This window comes from Hominimerdicola alba, assembly GCF_900109655.1.
In the GTDB taxonomy this organism is placed as follows: domain Bacteria; phylum Bacillota; class Clostridia; order Oscillospirales; family Ruminococcaceae; genus Hominimerdicola; species Hominimerdicola alba_B.
The window spans coordinates 1-16430 of the sequence record NZ_FOAT01000001.1; the positions used below are offsets into that span (position 1 = coordinate 1).

A 16430-nucleotide genomic window follows, 5' to 3' on the forward strand; every position below is an offset into this window, starting at 1 on the left:
CGTTACGACTGTTGTCGGTAGCCTTGTTCTTAACGTCATACGGCTCGTATCCAAGCTCGGAATCAAGCTCTGATTCAAGGCTACCTTCCATAAATCCGGCAAGTGCCTCCTTGAAAAGTTCCTGAATATCGTCCATGCTCTGAATATTCGCTGCCGAAAGAAAATCACTTATTAGCTCTCTTCTTGCTCGCTGCTCTTCTGTTTCATTTCTTCGTCTTCTGCTCATAATTAAAACCTCCAAAGTAGTGTCTCTTCTATTATACACTACTTCAGAGGTTTACACAAATTTTAGGATAGACTCGCAAAAACAAACAGACCCGCTCATATCGGGTCTGTGATATTATCAGTTCTGTTTTCTGACAATGGCATATTCATCGTCAAGTCTGTAATAGGGGCAGGCATAGTGTGGTTCATTGAAAAGCCTGTACATCTCGTCTTCGTCAAGATTTATCTCGCAGGAATAACACTCCAGTTCTTCATCATAAACGTTGTTCACACAGCTGTCGCAGGAAGTGAAGCCCGGCTTTTTCTTCTTGCTCATATATCCATCACCTGTTTTAGTACCTCGTTGACCTGCACCAGCGCATTGAAGAGCTTACCCATATCCTCGTCGGATACCTCAGAAAACAGCTGAAGCAGATCTTCGCGGATATCTGTTTTCATCTTGATCAGGAAACTCTCGGCTTTTTCGGTCAGGGATATGTTAACAACACGCCTGTTATCGGGCTGGTGTGTCCTTTCGATGAATCCCATATCTACCAGCTGAGCTACCGCGCGTGTAGCCTGCTCGTTAGATGTGTTGATCTTTGAAGCCAGCTGAGACATATTCATCTGTCCGCATACCGAAAGTGACAGCAGGACTATCTGCTGAGTACGTGTAACATGGTACTTCTTCTGGTCAAATGTATCGAATACCAGCTTGCGGCTCAAAGGGTATATTTCGTAGAACTGCATTATGCAGCCTGTTCTGATCTCATTGTTCATTTTTGTATCCTCCCGAATGTTTTTTGTTCTGAATCTGTACCTTCTTTTGACATTTTTATAAGGTGCTGTCATTATTATACTATATGAGAGGAACATTTGTCAATGTACTATGTTTATCAATATTTGATTTTGCTAAACTGTATTTTTGTTAAACATTGTATTTTGTCATTGAATGTATTCTTCAAGCGTGCTTATATCCACGCTGCCGGAAGTCACATCATATATTATCATTCCGCGGGTGACATTATCAGAATCGTTGACGATATAGTCTTTAGTTATGCCATTTTCAAGCTCAAAGGATATGTGTATATAGTAACCCGATCGCCATGACGCTTCTTTTCGCCTGAGTACAACGCCGTCAAAGGCTTCTGCTATCTTTTCGATATCTTCTTTGTCTGTGATATTTATTCCTTCACCTGTCCTTCCACTGAATAAACGCACTGCGATTATCTGTTCTGACGGCACATCAAGCATTTTAAAAGGCATGAAGAACCAAATCGCTCCGACGCAAAAAAGTACACCAAACACACATAATACGGCGGCATATATCTTTTTGTGTTTCTTTATTACAAGAATGGTCAGCACTGCGAAGATAACAGCAGCTATCAAAGCTATAAAAATCAGGATATTCATATTATCACCTCTTTCAGCGGCGGCGCACCCGATGAATATTATCGGGTGCGCCGCAATTAATTATATATTACCTTTTATTGAAGATTGTTTGCTGCTGAATTCTCGTAATCCTCTTCATATATCGCGATCATCTTCAGCAGTTCTTCAGCGTCAAGGTGAAGACCCTTTGCATAATCTCTGATCCCAGCCATTGTGAATTTATCCTCGGAGTTGCCAAGTGTCTTTGCAAACATTGCAGCAGCACAAGCGAGCTTCATGTTCTCACTCATCTCGTCCATGCTGACATAGCTTGCCAGCTTCACAGCCTTATCCACCAGCTTGCTTTCGTTCTCGTCCTTCTCCTTGTATCTTACGGATACTGTCAGAAGTTCCTTGTCAAGATCGGTCTCATCCGCTTTTTCGGGAGCGGGATATTCAACGTCATCCTGATATTTGAGTGTGCGCTTGCTGTCGTCGCTGTCAGCCTTGGTGTCGGTCATGATTATCTCATAAAGAGCTGTAACCTGCTGAGCTGCACCAACATCGCCTGCGTCCTTGGTGTCGTCCTCAAAATCCTGATCTTCAAGAAGTCTGTTCTCGTAGCCTACAAGCTTGTAATAAGCTACATTTGCAGGATTGAACTCCACCTGTATCTTAGCATCCTTAGCCACGGTGAACATAGTTCCGTTCATCTCGGTAACGAGAACTCTCTGAGCTTCTTCAACGCTGTCGATATAAGCATAGTTGCCGTTTCCGTTGTCAGCCAGAGCTTCAAGCTTGTTGTCCTTGTAGTTGCCCATGCCAAATCCCAGTACTGAGAGGAACACGCCGTTGTCTCGCTTTTCCTCGATGAGGGATTTCAGCTCTTCTTCGGAAGACAGACCAACATTCAGGTCGCCGTCGGTGGCAAGGATAACTCTGTTGTTTCCGCCCTTGATGAAGTACTTTTCAGCAAGCTCGTAAGCGGTATTTATGCCCGCTGCACCTGCGGTGGAACCGCCTGCTGTCAGACCTGCAAGTGTTGAAGCTATGGTCTCATAGTTAGCGCCGCTCTCCCCCTCGAGTTCGATGGTATCTCTGCCTGCGTAGGTAACGATGGATATTCTGTCATTCTCGCCAAGATTCTCAGCAAGCATCGCGAAAGCCTGTGTAACAAGAGGAAGCTTGTTCGCATCAGCCATAGAACCGCTGACATCTATCAGAAAAACGATATTTGAATCAATATCCTGTACATCGATATCCTTAGCCTGCAAGCCTATCTGCATAAGCTTTGCTTCGCTGTTCCAAGGACAGTCGGAAAGCTCGGTATTTATAGCTATCTTATCATCGCCCGTAGGATATTCGTATTCATAGTTGAAGTAGTTTATGAATTCCTCTGTTCTTACAGCGTTGGGGTCGATATTCTGGCGGTTTTCCAGCATACGTCTTACATTGGTGAATGAAGCTGTATCAACATCGGTGGAGAATGTTGAGAGCGGGTGCTCGGCAACACTGAGAAATTGATTTTCAGCGTAGTAGTTGTATTCCTCTGTGTTGACATCTATATCTACATCATCGGTATAATATCTTTCTTTTTCCGACTTGTCAGTTTCATTTTCCACAGACGGTCGGGTATCGCCGCCGTTATCTGCCACTGCATCGTTTCTAGTTGCGCCTGATTTCTTGACTGATGCATCTTTGCCGCCTCCGCAGCCTGTCATCATTCCAATTGCCATTATAAGTGAAAGCACCATTGCTGTTATTTTTTTAGTGTTTTCTTTCATAGTTATCTTCCTTTCTGTAAGGGTCTCAGATATCAAATGCCTGATTTTAAGTATTCCGTAAATTAATCATTAATGGATATTCCGCCTGTTATCTCCACAACTGGATCATCAACCGATTCGGTCACATCGTAACCATCGGCATACTGTACTGCTTCTACCAGATCGGGGATAAGGTCGATGGGAAATTCGTAGTAGCAAGTTTCGCGGTACTCGTCATTCTCATCAAAATAGCTTATGCAGAATATGAAGCTGTTCTCATAGCCTATCAGAGTTACGCCGTTTCCGTCGATCTTTTCACTGCCAACTCTGAATGACTTTGTATCCTCAAATTTCATGTTAGCCATGAAGCCGTCTGTCTCTAAACTGTTCAGCTGTTCGACAGATACTGCAAGATCGAGAGCCTTTTCTTCCATGCCGGGGGTCGCCATTCCTTTAAGGATATACTCAGCACCTGCCAGACGGTTATCCCAGCTCTGACGAATGTGGCCGTTGTTGTACATATCAAATCCGAATGCACCGTCGCCTATGATGTAATTGTAGTATGAATCGAAATCGTAGTCATCCTGCTCTGCTGTTGTTTCCACGTCTTGTTCTGTTGTTGTTTCTTCTTCATCGGTAACGTTTGTATCGGTTGAAGTTTGCGCGTTTGCGGAAGCCTTTACAGGAGCTTCACTGTCGTTTGGCTCGTTTACTTTTCCGCATCCGCCCAGTACCATTATTGCCGTCGCGATAACCGCAGCATATCTTTTATTCATCTTAATTGCCTCCTTATGCATTGTTCCACTGATCCAAAAAGCTTTCCAGATCAAGACTTGGTGTGTACTTCATTCTATCGAAGTAAAAATCGTTCACGTTAAGGCTGTCCTTTTCAAGATCTTCCGCACCGCCGCTGAGAGCTGTCCAGCCGTTCTGGAATACTGCACCGCCGTCAATAGTTATCTCTATCTGGGGAGCGTTCTCGAATACTATGCTGTAACTGTCCGCGCCTGTGCGTTTGAGCGGCAGCAGGTACTCCCTGTTCTCCTGCAGGATGTACGGTGTGCTGCTGTTCAGTACGATTTCAGATACGATAAGCTCGCCGTCTTTGTCGTACATCGAATTTACCTGCAAAACGTATGTCGCGCCCTCAGATGAAAGGTCGGCTTCAACAACAGTAACATCTGCAAAGCAGTCTGTCGACTTGAAAACCTTGTCTTCAACGAAATACTCATCGCCCTTTGCAACGTAGTCTGCCACGTATGATACCGTATCTGTAGAATTAAATCTCAGCTGATTATATTTTACTGTTGTTTTTACAGCTTCCGGCGCTTCGTCGGTCATACTTGCGTGACCGTCAATAGGAAAGACTCCATCAGTTTGATCATCTTCTGCTTTTATACCTGTTTTGTTGTCTGATCCGGTTGTTGTAGTTGCTTTTTCATCATTTTTATTCTCCGACGCTGTCTCCTCTGTTCTGTCGGGTCTGGAGAGCGGTATCTTATCCATAGCAGCCTTTGTCTTTTTGGATTCGTTCATTATATTTACTCCAGCAAATACAACTATGAACGCCGCTGCAACTGCTGCTATCTTCATGTATCCGCCCGAACGCTTTATCTGTTCTCTGTTCTCTGTGTAAGTTGTCTCGCTTTTTGTCTCTGTTTCTTTTTTGTCTATCTCATCGGATATTCTGTTCCACAGCTTATCCATATCGGGTGCAGTATCCTGGATATGCTGTGTGTATTCTTCTTTTAAGTTAGCCATAAATACTGCCCTCCTTTACTGTTTTTTTCAGCTTGTTCAAAGCTTGTTTGTATCTCCATGCAACAGTGCCAAGAGGAACGCCCAGCGTTTCGCTTATCTCCTTAAAGGTCATATCAAGACCTGCGCGGAGGTTGATGATCTCTCTTTCAGCTTCGTTCAGAGTTTCCAGCGCCTGTTTAAATGCCATTCCGCTTTCTACCTGAACATCAGCGGGATCTTCGGGGTCTGCCTGTTCCTCGGTATAGATGCCGTCATCGTCTATCGTATATTCCTCGTGTTTTCTCTTTCTCAGGAAGTCGATAGCCATATTTCGTGCCATCACCGTTATGTAGCGCTTATGTCCCGTTCCGGAACGGTACTGCGCCGCTGTCTCCCACAGTCTTAAAAACATATCGCTCGTCAGGTCCTCAGCGTCCTGAGGACTTTTCACCACAGCAAGCATCTGTTGATATATCAGCTTGCCATAGCATGAGTAGATGTCTTTAAGACCGCTCTTGTCTTTCCCGAGTATCCGCTGGATACACAGGTCGAACTCCTTGTCGGTCAAATCTATCATCACCCTTCGACATAATATATACGTTTGGTCTTACGAATATTTTTGGTGTGATAATGCACAAACTTTGTACGTGAGATTTGTGAGTTATCACGAAAATGAATATAGACATAATTCGATAATAATTATAACACGGATCTGATCAAAAGTAAAGATGTTAGGCTATTAATTCTCGGAAAAACGTGTTCTGTCATTTTTTGATCATAAAAAGAACCACACCGAAAGCGAAATTCGGTGCGGTTCTTATAATTATATCGGAAGATAAATTATGCTGTCAGTTTTTATGCTTTTTCAGCTCTTGCTTCCTTAGCTGCTTCTACCAGGTTTTTCAGGCTGGGGATAGTTTCCTCGTTGCCTCTTGTTTTAAGACCGCAGTCGGGGTTTACCCACAGCTTGGAAAGAGGTATACGGTCAGTCATCTTTGCGATAGCAGCCTTGATTTCTTCCTTGGAAGGTACTCTGGGCGAGTGGATATCGTATACGCCGGGACCAACTTCTGTGCGGAAATTGTTCTCTTTCAGAACATCAAGTATAGTCAGATCGGAACGTGAAGCCTCGAATGTGATAACGTCAGCATCCATATCGTCGATATCCTTGATGATGTCAGCAAATTCGCTGTAGCACATATGAGTATGTACCTGAGTCTCAGGCTTAACACCGCTGTGAACATATCTGAATGCAGGGATAGCCCAGTCGAGATAGTCCTCTCTCCAGTCAGACTTTCTCAGAGGGAGCTTCTCACGAAGTGCAGCTTCATCGACCTGGATTATGCTTATGCCGTTTGCTTCAAGATCAAGAACTTCCTCACGGATAGCAAGTGCGATCTGGAATGCACACTCCTTCAGAGTGATATCCTCACGGGGGAATGACCAGTTAAGGATGGTAACAGGACCTGTCAGCATACCCTTCATAGGCTTCTTTGTAAGGCTCTGAGCGTACTTGGACCATCTAACGGTCATAGGCTTAGCTCTGGAGATATCGCCCCATACAACGGGAGGCTTAACGCAACGTGTACCGTAGGACTGTACCCAAGCCTTCTCAGTGAAGATGTAACCGTCAAGGCACTCGCCGAAATACTCAACCATGTCGTTACGCTCGAACTCACCGTGAACCAGTACGTCAAGACCGATCTCTTCCTGCAGTGCAACGCATTCAGCGATCTTCTTCTCAACGAACTTCTCATACTCATCAGCGCCAAGCTCGCCCTTACGGAAAGCGGAACGCTTAGACTTGACATCAGCAGTCTGAGGGAATGAACCGATGGTTGTGGTGGGGAAGAGAGGCAGTTCAAAACGAGCCTTCTGGATCTTTTCACGCTCTGCAAATTCGGGAAGTCTTACAAAATCCTTCTCTGTCAGTGAAGCTACCTTTGCTCTGACATCAGCATTACCGCCTGATCTCTGCTCACTGTGGAGAGCCTTGTTGTTTTTAAATTCAGATGTCTCGGCAGGCTTGTCAGCACAGAGGATAGTTTTCAGCTCAGCCAGCTCGCCCAGCTTTTCCTCAGCGTAAGCGAAGTGCTTCAGGTAGCTTGCATCGAGCTTTGTCTCGTTAGCAAGTGTGCAGGGAACGTGCAGCAGAGAGCAGGAAGTGCTCAGCACGATATTCTCAGCATACTTTTTCAGCTCTGTAACGATGTTTACTGTCTTCTCGTAGTTGTTTCTCCAGATGTTCTTGCCGTTTACAACACCTGCAAACAGGATCTTGTCCTTGGGGAAACCATTAGCCTTGATGAGTTCAAGTGTACGCTTGCCCTCAACAAGATCAAGACCGATACCGTTAAAATCAAGTGCGGTGAGCTCGTTGTAGCAGTCACGTACATCGCCGAAGTATGTCTGTAAAAGAACCTTGACACCGCTCTTGCCTGCAAGTATCTTCTTGTACAGGGATACGAACAGTGCTGTGTCCTCAGCGGTCATGTCCTTAACCAGAGAAGGTTCGTCTATCTGAACCCACTCAGCACCAAGTTCAGCAAATTTCTTCAGCAGTTCAACGTAAGCTGCAGCAGCTGCATCAGCAAAGTCAGCAGCAGTCTTTGTGCCTGTGTATCTTGCCAGCTTCAGGAATGTGTATGCGCCGATAACAACAGGCTTTGTCTTAACGCCGTTGTCAAGTGCTTCCTTGAAAAGGTCGAAAGGCTTTGTGCCTGCAAGCTTGATCTCTGTAGAATCGCTTACCTCGGGAACCATGTAGTGATAGTTGGTGTTGTACCACTTCTTCATAGCCAGTGCTTTAACGTCACCCTTTTCGCCCTGATATCCTCTTGCAGCAGCAAAGAATGTATCCAGTGTGGAAAGACCGAGACTTGTGTATCTCTCGGGTACTGCATTCAGCAGGAAAGCTGTATCCAGCATACCGTCATAGAACGAGAAGTCATTTGAGGGTATAAAGTCCAGACCGCTTTTCTTCTGTATATCCAGATTGTAAAGACGGATAGACTTTGCTGTCTTTTCCAGTTCGTCAGCTGAGATCTCATTTCTGAAATACTTCTCACTTGCGAACTTGAGCTCACGAAGATTTCCTATGCGGGGATAACCAATAATTGATGTGTTCATTTCCTATTCCTCCGATATGCTTTATTGTATTTATATTATAACACACTTTTTTGAAATAGGGAAGTACTGATTTTTTATGCTGCGATATAGCCAAAAACTATATCAGGATAATTTGCACAGGATTCTTACACTTATTTGGTATAAATAACTCTTATAAAGGACACTATACCTTATAAATAGAGCATATGTGAGAATTTGTTTGCCTGTGTCTTTACTTTTTAATATAAGTGTGTTATAATAAATGTATATTTATACAGAAAGGAAAGTATAAAAATGAGCGAAGAATGTACACACGATTGCAGCAGCTGTTCGGCTGACTGTTCATCGAGATCTCAGGGCATCGAGAAAGCTGCCCCTCATTATATGTCAAATGTTAAAAAGGTAATTGCTGTTGTCAGCGGTAAGGGCGGTGTCGGCAAGTCACTGGTAACATCTCTGCTTGCTGTTGATTTTGCAAGAAAGGGCTTTAAGACAGCTGTGCTTGATGCTGATATCACAGGTCCCTCTATCCCTAAAATCTTTGGTATAAACGAAAGACCCGTCACCACAGAGGATGCACTTTTCCCTTGCGAGAGCGAATTCGGCACTAAGGTAATGTCCATAAACCTGCTTATGGAGAACACATCTGACCCTGTTATCTGGCGCGGTCCTGTTATTGCAGGCGCTGTTACACAGTTCTGGACAGATGTAGCATGGGGCGATGTTGACTATATGTTCGTTGATATGCCTCCCGGAACAGGCGATGTTCCTCTGACTGTTTTCCAGTCTCTGCCTGTTGATGGCATCGTTATCGTAAGCTCGCCTCAGTCGCTGGTATCGCTGGTTGTTGAGAAGTCAGTTAAGATGGCTAAGATGATGAATGTCCCGATACTTGGTATTATTGAGAACATGAGCTATCTCAAGTGTCCTGACTGCGGCAAGGAGATAAAAGTATTCGGCGACAGCCATGTTGACGAGATAGCCAAGGAGTACGACCTGAAAGTTCTCGCCAAACTGCCTATCGATCCGCTTACAGCTACTCTCTGCGACAGCGGTAAGATCGAGATAATCGAGAATGATACTATCGCAGCAGTTGATATAATCGAGCTGTGATATTGATTTGATCGTTACAGTCCTCTGACCGAAAGGTCAGGGGACTTTTTGTGAATATTTTGCCAAATTTGCCGTTCGCTCTTGACAAATCGGGATAAATGTTGTAAAATATACTAAATGCAATGACGGAATGAAGTAACCGCTGAAACCGTGTTTCAGAGAGTCTGCGGTTGGTGTGAGCAGACAGCGAGCGGCGGTGAAGTTACCTTCCCGAGTGGTCGGCTTGAAATTTACAGTAGGGTCGGACGTTACCCGCGTTAAGGGCAAAGAGGTCGGTGTATGCCGATAAACTGAGGTGGTACCGCGTTTGATAATAACGCCCTCGGAGGACTATGTGTCTTTCGAGGGATTTTTTGTTTTTATACCGCGGCTGATTTCAATCATGGGTGCTGATTATGGATTACATAAAGGCAAAGACTATTCTGCAAAAGTGTAAGGATAATTCGTGGTTCGGCAACGACTACAATATGAACCTGTACCGCGGGTGCTGTCATGGGTGTATCTACTGCGACAGCCGTAGTGAATGTTATCAGATAGAGGATTTCGACAAAGTACGTGCCAAGGAAAATGCGCTGATGATACTGCGTGATGAACTTCGCAGAAAAGTCAGGACGGGCATTATCGGCACAGGTTCTATGTCAGACCCCTACAACCCTTTTGAGCGCGAAGAAAAACTCACCGAGAAGTCGCTGATGCTTATTGATGCTTACAATTTCGGGATAACAGTGATAACAAAATCACCTCTGATAACAAGGGATATACCTCTGTACAAGCAGATATCCGAGCATTCTCCCGTGCTTTGCAAAATGACCATAACCACCGCAGATGATAAGCTTTCGCGCTTGGTCGAACCCAGAGTTGCTGTGTCTTCTGAAAGGTTTGATGCGCTGGCAAAAATGTCCGATACGGGATTGTTCACCGGTATCACGCTGATGCCTGTTCTTCCGTTCATTGAAGACACTGAGGATAACATCAGGTCGATAGTCCGCAGGGCGCATGAATGTGGAGTGCGGTGTATCTATCCAGCTTTTGGCATGACGCTCCGAGCAGGAAACAGGGAGTACTTTTACCAGAAGCTTGATGAAAGCTTCCCCGGGTTGAAAGAAAAGTACATCAGGTACTTCGGCAACAGATATGAATGTGCCTCGCTCAATGCCCAAAAGTTGTGGCAGGTATTTACCGAAGAGTGTGAAAAATACGGCATTCTTTATGATATGAAAGCAATAATCTATTCATACAAAGCAGGATATGATGATGGTCAGCTGAGCTTTTTCGACTGATCTGACTCACCGAAAGGTTGTGATAAAAATGATATTCTCCGCGGATATCATTGTATATGAAAGATACATGAGAGGTCTATGAATTTGACATTTGAAGCATTGAAAGATATTCTATTATCCTATGAAGAAAGCGAAGTTTATGAGCTTTTTGAATGGGAATGTTACATAAGTGAATTTCTGTATCAGTTCTATAATGATAAACCCGAGCTTGAAATGCCCGCGCCGCTGATGGTCTTTAACGAGCTTGATAACTGGCAGGGCACAAGCCAGAGGTCTGGGGTATGGCAGTATTATGAGAGCCGTTCCTTTGATGATGGAGTCTTTGAGAAAGTAACAGAATACCTAAGAAATCTTGGTGAAACAGAACTTGCTGATACCTATGCATCGGGCATACATGATTATTCCGACCCCGAGTATACCAAGGATGGTAATTATGATTATCCCGATGAATGGTTAGCTGATTCAGAGAATATCGACAATTGGATAGACGAGAGGAACAATGAAATTTGTTCTCTCAAACGCAGTATCATACTTGATAACAGAAATGTGCTGCTTGCATTGGTTAATGATAATTAATATAAATGGAGGAAATAAAAATGACTTGTTTTGAAGAACTGAAAAGAAGAGGACTCATCGCACAGATGACCGATGAAAAGGAGCTGGAGGAGCTTATCAACAATGGTAAGGCTACTTTCTATATCGGATTCGACCCCACCGCTGACAGTTTGCACGTAGGTCACTTCATGGCACTTTGCCTGATGAAGAGACTTCAGATGGCAGGCAACAAGCCCATAGCACTGGTAGGCGGAGGCACAGGTATGATAGGCGACCCCTCCGGCAAGACCGATATGCGTAAGATGCTTACTCCTGAGACCATTCAGCACAACTGTGAGTGCTTCAAGAAGCAGATGAGCAGATTCATCGACTTCTCCGACGGCAAAGCACTGATGGTAAACAACGGTGACTGGCTTCTGAACCTCAACTATGTTGACGTTCTCCGTGAGGTCGGCGCTTGCTTCTCTGTAAACAAGATGCTGACATTCGAGTGCTACAAGCAGCGTATGGAGAGAGGTCTGACATTCCTGGAATTCAACTACATGATAATGCAGTCCTACGACTTTTACAGACTGTTCCAGGATTACGGCTGTAATATGCAGTTCGGCGGCGACGACCAGTGGGCAAATATGCTGGGCGGTACCGAGCTTATCAGAAAGAAGCTGGGCAAGGACGCTTACGCTATGACAATTACTCTGCTGCTCAACTCCGAGGGCAAGAAGATGGGCAAGACCGAAAAGGGCGCTGTATGGCTGGATGCAGAAAAGACTTCTCCTTACGATTTCTACCAGTACTGGAGAAATGTGGATGACGCTGATGTTATCAAGTGCCTGAAGCTGCTGACATTCGTTCCTATCGAGGAGATCGAAGAGATGGAACAGCACATGGAGGGTGCAGAGTACAATAAGGCTAAGACTCTGCTGGCTTATGAACTGACAAAGATGATCCACGGCGAAGAGGAGGCTAACAAGGCTGATGCTGCAGCTAAGGCAATCTTCGGCGGCGGTTCTGACAGCGCTGATATGCCTACCACAACTCTTACTGCTGATGATCTTGATGAAAACGGACAGATCGGTATTCTGAATCTGCTGGTAAAGGCAGGTCTCTGTCCTTCCAACGGTGAGGCAAGAAGACTTGTTCAGCAGAACGGTATAGCTGTTAACGGTGAGAAGTTCACCGACCCCAAGGGCATGGTAGACCTTTCCGAGCAGGTTATCATCAAGAAGGGCAAGAAGGTATTCCACAAGGTCGTTCGTGGCTGATGTGAGATATATGAGTTAACTAAGTCCTTTCGTTCTTTGGAACGGAAGGACTTTTTTGCGTTGACAAGTCATAGGAGTATGGTGTATAATATAAAATATGTTAGGGGGGATGGTCATGATAAGTGATGCTGAACTTGATAGATTCATTGAGCCTTACTATAAAGATAAGGATATAATGCATGATATGTGGCATATCGAGCTGGTAAGACGGCAGATGAAAAAGATCATAAGTGCAGGCTGCTATGATGTCAACGAAGAACATCTGATACTAGCTCTTGCATTTCACGGATTCATATATTCCGACGAACAGCGTGTGCGGGATTTTCTAAAAGAGCATGGCTGTTCCGATGAAGATATTGAAAAGATAGTCACTATAGCGTGGGAATCACAGAGAAGCGATATACCTGAAACACTTGAGGGGAAGATACTCCATGATGCTCATGTGCTTGAAGGCGGAAAGACCTATACAGTCGTCAAGACGCTGATAACTGGATCTGTTCGCGGTCAATCTCTTATGCAGACACTTGATTATATGAAACGTAATGTTCTCGGCGCCAACAAATGTTATCTTCCCGAGACGGAAGAACTCTGCAAAGAGATGAACGAGTTCACGGAAAATTTTTATAATGAGCTTTCAAATGATATAGCAGAATAAACAGGTGATAAAATGTATATATGTCCCGTATGTAAGAAGAAACTCAATAAGGTTGGAAATTCATGGAAATGCGCTAACGGTCACAGTTTTGATATTGCCCGAAAGGGTCATGTCAATCTGCTGACCACAGCGAAGCACAACCCAAAGACCGCAGGTGATAACGCTGAAATGGTCAAGGCGCGTACCGAATTTCTAGATAAGGGTTACTACAGACCTCTCGCTGAGAAGATAAGAGAGATCGTATCAGCTGAACTTCAGGGCAACAAAACTCCTGTTATCATTGACAGCGGATGTGGCGAAGGTTTCTACACGGCCGAGCTTTCCAACATGAAAAACGCGAGGATCTACGGCATAGATATCTCAAAACACGCGGTGGCTCACTGCATGACGAGAGTAAATCTTGCAGGGATAAAAAACTGCGAGTTTGCCGTTGCTTCGTCCTTTGATCTGCCTTTTGCCGATAAAAGCGCAGATGCAGTGATAAGTGTATTTGCACCTGTCTGCAACGACGAGTATCACCGTGTGCTGAAAAAGGGCGGTAAACTGATTGTTGTTTCGCCATCGCCCAGGCATTTGTTTGAACTGAAAGCGGCAGTCTATGATAAGCCATACGAGAACAGCCCCAATGATTATCATCTCGATCGTTTCGTAAAGGAGAATGAGACAGTCTTTGAGTACACGGCAGAACTTTCTTCGCAGAAAGACATCTTTGATCTGTTCATGATGACACCGTATTTTTATAAGACTTCAGAAGAGGGCATATCAAGGCTGAAAGCCCTTGAAAGCATCGAGGTCAACTGCGGATTTGTGATACAGGTCTACCGAAGAAAATAGTGGAGGAAAAGAGGGGGATTTATGGATAGGAAATTATTCTGCAAAGGCTATACATGGGGATTTTTCAGCAGAGAAGGTGAGCTCCTCACCGATAGCGCTGAGCAGTCCATGAGAAGACTTGCATCAAATGGTCTTGACTGGATATGCATAACTGTCAATGGCTGGCAGGAAACATTTTACAGCACCACAGTATTCTCTCTATACGGTTTGACACAGACCGACGCGGAAATAGAGCGCGCAGTAAAGCTTGCAAAATCCCTCGGGCTGAAAGTCTGCTTGAAACCCATGGTCAACTGCCTTGACCATTCATGGCGGGCGAGGATAGATTTCCCCACCGAAGATGGCTGTGACTACTGGAAAAAGTGGTTCAGTTCCTACAACAGATTTATGCTGTACTACGCAAAAATGGCTGAAAATCTGGGCTGCGACATGTTTTGCACGGGCTGTGAGATGGCAGGCATGGACAAGCAAAGCGCTTATTGCCGTGATATGATAAGTCAAGTAAGAAATGTCTACCATGGAATCATCATGCACAATATCAATCATGGCGATGAGTTCAGATTTGACTGGCTGGAGGATGTCGATGTCATAGGCATAAGCGGCTACTATCCTGTTACAGACGGTGTAAATACGTGCATTGAATTTATGCGAAAACGCTGGGAAGAAGTTGTGTTGCGGCTGGAAAAATGTCATGAAAAGTACGGCAAGCCTATTATGTTTGCAGAGATCGGTGTCCGCAGTGAACAAGGCTGTTCTGCTTATCCATGGGATTTCCATGACCGTCCCGAAAAGCCGACGGACGAACAGGAACAATCCGATTTTTACGAGAGTACCATGGAAGCTACTTGGGATAAACAATGGTTCTGCGGATATTTCTGGTGGGACTGGAAAGCAGTCATCCCTCCAGAGGATAAGGCAAAGGAAAACCGCGATTTTACTGTTTACGGAAAGCTTGCAGAGAAAACTCTGAAAAAATGGTATACTTCAAAATAAATATGCTGTCCTGTTCTTTTTGACAGGACAGCTTTTTAATACAAAAAGAGCCGACCGCTTTTATCGGTCAGCTCTTGTGAAAAGCTTATTTACTCAGCTTGCTCTCTCTCATAATGATATCCTCTCTCTTAGGACCGTTGGATACCATTGTGATAGGGAAGCCGATCTTTTCCTCAACAAACTCGATGTACTTGCGGCAGTTCTCGGGAAGATCTTCATACTTGCGTATACCGCCGATATCACTCTTCCAACCGTCCAGTACTTCCAGAACAGGCTTAGCCTTTTCAAGCTTGCCTGTGGTGGGGAAGTCAGTTGTTACCTTGCCATCTATCTCGTAGCCAACGCATACGGGGATCTTATCAAGATAGCCCAGTGCATCAACAACAGTGAAAGCTACATCGGTTGTGCCCTGGATACGGCAGCCGTACTTGGAAGCTACGCAGTCAAACCAGCCCATTCTTCTGGGTCTGCCTGTTGTTGCGCCGTACTCGCCCTTGTCACCGCCGCGCTTTCTCAGCTCCTCAGCCTCGTCGCCGAATATCTCGGAAACAAATGCGCCTGCGCCAACTGCGGAGGAATAAGCCTTGCATACCGTAACGATCTTCTTGATCTCATAAGGAGGTATACCTGCACCGATTGCGCCGTAAGCCGCCAGAGTTGAAGAAGAAGTTACCATAGGATAGATGCCGTGATCGGGATCCTTCAGTGAACCCAGCTGACCTTCCAGCAGAATGTTCTTGCCTTCCTGAATAGCATTCCAGAGGTAAGCGGATACATCGCATACATAAGGCTCGACCATCTTCTTGTATTCCATCAGTGTGTTGAACAGCTCATTCTCATCAATGGCGGGCTTGTTGTACATATATTTCAGCAGGATATTCTTCTGCTCCAGAACTCTGTGTATCTTCTCCTTGAGAGCTTCTTCATCGAAGAGCTCCTGAACCTGGAAACCTATCTTTGCATACTTATCGGAATAGAAGGGTGCAATACCGGACTTTGTAGAACCAAAGCTTGCCTTGCCCAGTCTTTCTTCCTCAAATTTATCGAAATCAACGTGGTAAGGCATGATCATCTGAACTCTGTCGGAAATCAGCAGCTTGGGCATAGGTACGCCCTGTGATGTAACTTCGTTCAGTTCCTTGAAGAACTTGGGGATATCGAATGCTACACCGTTGCCGATGATATTTGTGGTGTGATCGTAAAATATGCCTGACGGGAGAGTGTGAAGTGCAAACCTGCCATAGTGATTATGTATGGTATGACCTGCGTTTGCGCCGCCCTGAAATCTTATAACGATATCAGATTCCTGCGCCATCATGTCCGTGAGCTTGCCCTTGCCCTCGTCGCCCCAGTTTGCGCCAACAATTGCTCTTACCATTTGTAAATTTCCTCCTTGCTGTTAAGCGGGATCATGTAAATTAATGATTTAGCGTGCTGCTATGTGAAAACATCCCATACCAACACCAATATATTATAGCACATAATTCCTGCCTTGTAAACACTTGAAACGATTTTTAACATTTTCATAATAATTTCTGCTGATGATTAGGTT

General features: G+C 44.8%; 16 protein-coding genes, 1 pseudogene and 1 other annotated feature. Of the genes and pseudogenes, 7 read left to right on the forward strand and 10 right to left on the reverse strand.

Annotated features, from left to right (window positions below):
* The 9 genes and pseudogenes from BMY75_RS00005 to metE form a co-directional block, all read right to left on the reverse strand.
* Positions 1–226, reverse strand: a pseudogene (locus BMY75_RS00005) (IS256 family transposase); the annotation flags it as partial.
* Between the two features lie 117 nt (positions 227–343).
* On the reverse strand, positions 344–541 hold the full coding sequence (locus tag BMY75_RS00010; protein ID WP_074827775.1) for a DUF6472 family protein: 198 nt from the start codon (positions 539–541) through the stop codon (positions 344–346).
* Positions 538–984: a MarR family transcriptional regulator gene (locus BMY75_RS00015; RefSeq protein ID WP_074827778.1), complete on the reverse strand. Its 447-nt coding sequence runs from the start codon at positions 982–984 to the stop codon at positions 538–540. Before BMY75_RS00015 ends, BMY75_RS00010 begins: the two co-directional genes overlap by 4 nt.
* 165 nt (positions 985–1149) lie before the next feature.
* A complete protein-coding gene (locus BMY75_RS00020) occupies positions 1150–1617 on the reverse strand; it encodes a hypothetical protein (protein ID WP_074827781.1) in 468 nt (155 codons plus the stop codon).
* Positions 1618–1691: 74 nt separating this feature from the next.
* Complete coding sequence (locus BMY75_RS00025) at positions 1692–3359, reverse strand: vWA domain-containing protein (RefSeq protein ID WP_074827785.1); 1668 nt, start codon at positions 3357–3359, stop codon at positions 1692–1694.
* A 62-nt stretch (positions 3360–3421) separates the two neighbouring features.
* On the reverse strand, positions 3422–4114 hold the full coding sequence (locus tag BMY75_RS00030) for a hypothetical protein (protein ID WP_074827788.1): 693 nt from the start codon (positions 4112–4114) through the stop codon (positions 3422–3424).
* A gap of 13 nt (positions 4115–4127) precedes the next feature.
* A complete protein-coding gene (locus BMY75_RS00035; protein WP_074827790.1) occupies positions 4128–5099 on the reverse strand; it encodes a hypothetical protein in 972 nt (323 codons plus the stop codon).
* A complete protein-coding gene (locus BMY75_RS00040; protein ID WP_074827800.1) occupies positions 5092–5655 on the reverse strand; it encodes an RNA polymerase sigma factor in 564 nt (187 codons plus the stop codon). Before BMY75_RS00040 ends, BMY75_RS00035 begins: the two co-directional genes overlap by 8 nt.
* Before the next feature lie 278 nt (positions 5656–5933).
* A complete protein-coding gene (metE, locus tag BMY75_RS00045) occupies positions 5934–8207 on the reverse strand; it encodes a 5-methyltetrahydropteroyltriglutamate--homocysteine S-methyltransferase (protein ID WP_074827803.1) in 2274 nt (757 codons plus the stop codon).
* Positions 8208–8480: 273 nt separating this feature from the next.
* Between metE and BMY75_RS00050 the strand changes: the two genes are divergently transcribed.
* The 7 genes from BMY75_RS00050 to BMY75_RS00080 all read left to right on the forward strand — a co-directional run bounded on the left by BMY75_RS00050 (position 8481) and on the right by BMY75_RS00080 (position 14878).
* A complete protein-coding gene (locus BMY75_RS00050) occupies positions 8481–9299 on the forward strand; it encodes an Mrp/NBP35 family ATP-binding protein (protein ID WP_074827807.1) in 819 nt (272 codons plus the stop codon).
* A 113-nt stretch (positions 9300–9412) separates the two neighbouring features.
* Positions 9413–9626: a binding site (T-box leader), on the forward strand.
* Positions 9627–9694: 68 nt separating this feature from the next.
* Positions 9695–10579 carry an SPL family radical SAM protein gene (locus BMY75_RS00055; protein WP_074827810.1) on the forward strand — a complete coding sequence of 295 codons (885 nt, stop codon included), beginning with the start codon at positions 9695–9697 and terminating at the stop codon, positions 10577–10579.
* Positions 10580–10657: 78 nt separating this feature from the next.
* The gene (locus BMY75_RS00060; RefSeq protein ID WP_074827816.1) at positions 10658–11155 is read left to right on the forward strand and encodes a hypothetical protein; all 498 of its coding nucleotides are present in this window, start codon (positions 10658–10660) and stop codon (positions 11153–11155) included.
* A 20-nt stretch (positions 11156–11175) separates the two neighbouring features.
* Positions 11176–12396, forward strand: a complete 1221-nt coding sequence (tyrS, locus tag BMY75_RS00065; protein ID WP_074827819.1) for a tyrosine--tRNA ligase — start codon at positions 11176–11178, stop codon at positions 12394–12396.
* A gap of 115 nt (positions 12397–12511) precedes the next feature.
* A complete protein-coding gene (locus BMY75_RS00070; RefSeq protein ID WP_081350411.1) occupies positions 12512–13051 on the forward strand; it encodes an HD domain-containing protein in 540 nt (179 codons plus the stop codon).
* A 12-nt stretch (positions 13052–13063) separates the two neighbouring features.
* A complete protein-coding gene (locus BMY75_RS00075) occupies positions 13064–13885 on the forward strand; it encodes a methyltransferase domain-containing protein (RefSeq protein WP_074827822.1) in 822 nt (273 codons plus the stop codon).
* 21 nt (positions 13886–13906) lie between these two features.
* On the forward strand, positions 13907–14878 hold the full coding sequence (locus tag BMY75_RS00080; protein WP_074827824.1) for a glycoside hydrolase family 113: 972 nt from the start codon (positions 13907–13909) through the stop codon (positions 14876–14878).
* A gap of 85 nt (positions 14879–14963) precedes the next feature.
* On the opposite strand, the gene BMY75_RS00085 is transcribed toward BMY75_RS00080, so the two are convergent.
* Positions 14964–16256, reverse strand: a complete 1293-nt coding sequence (locus tag BMY75_RS00085) for an adenylosuccinate synthase (RefSeq protein WP_074827827.1) — start codon at positions 16254–16256, stop codon at positions 14964–14966.
* Between the last annotated feature and the right edge of the window lie 174 nt (positions 16257–16430).

Coding starts and splice junctions, on each gene's coding strand:
- tyrS (WP_074827819.1), top strand. CDS start 11,176: ATGACTTGTTTTGAAGAACTGAAAAGAAGAGGACTCATCGCACAGATG.
- BMY75_RS00080 (WP_074827824.1), top strand. CDS start 13,907: ATGGATAGGAAATTATTCTGCAAAGGCTATACATGGGGATTTTTCAGC.
- BMY75_RS00010 (WP_074827775.1), bottom strand. CDS start 541: ATGAGCAAGAAGAAAAAGCCGGGCTTCACTTCCTGCGACAGCTGTGTG.
- BMY75_RS00060 (WP_074827816.1), top strand. CDS start 10,658: ATGAATTTGACATTTGAAGCATTGAAAGATATTCTATTATCCTATGAA.
- BMY75_RS00015 (WP_074827778.1), bottom strand. CDS start 984: ATGAACAATGAGATCAGAACAGGCTGCATAATGCAGTTCTACGAAATA.
- BMY75_RS00040 (WP_074827800.1), bottom strand. CDS start 5,655: ATGATAGATTTGACCGACAAGGAGTTCGACCTGTGTATCCAGCGGATA.
- BMY75_RS00075 (WP_074827822.1), top strand. CDS start 13,064: ATGTATATATGTCCCGTATGTAAGAAGAAACTCAATAAGGTTGGAAAT.
- metE (WP_074827803.1), bottom strand. CDS start 8,207: ATGAACACATCAATTATTGGTTATCCCCGCATAGGAAATCTTCGTGAG.
- BMY75_RS00050 (WP_074827807.1), top strand. CDS start 8,481: ATGAGCGAAGAATGTACACACGATTGCAGCAGCTGTTCGGCTGACTGT.
- BMY75_RS00055 (WP_074827810.1), top strand. CDS start 9,695: ATGGATTACATAAAGGCAAAGACTATTCTGCAAAAGTGTAAGGATAAT.
- BMY75_RS00085 (WP_074827827.1), bottom strand. CDS start 16,256: ATGGTAAGAGCAATTGTTGGCGCAAACTGGGGCGACGAGGGCAAGGGC.
- BMY75_RS00035 (WP_074827790.1), bottom strand. CDS start 5,099: ATGGCTAACTTAAAAGAAGAATACACACAGCATATCCAGGATACTGCA.
- BMY75_RS00025 (WP_074827785.1), bottom strand. CDS start 3,359: ATGAAAGAAAACACTAAAAAAATAACAGCAATGGTGCTTTCACTTATA.
- BMY75_RS00020 (WP_074827781.1), bottom strand. CDS start 1,617: ATGAATATCCTGATTTTTATAGCTTTGATAGCTGCTGTTATCTTCGCA.
- BMY75_RS00070 (WP_081350411.1), top strand. CDS start 12,512: ATGATAAGTGATGCTGAACTTGATAGATTCATTGAGCCTTACTATAAA.
- BMY75_RS00030 (WP_074827788.1), bottom strand. CDS start 4,114: ATGAATAAAAGATATGCTGCGGTTATCGCGACGGCAATAATGGTACTG.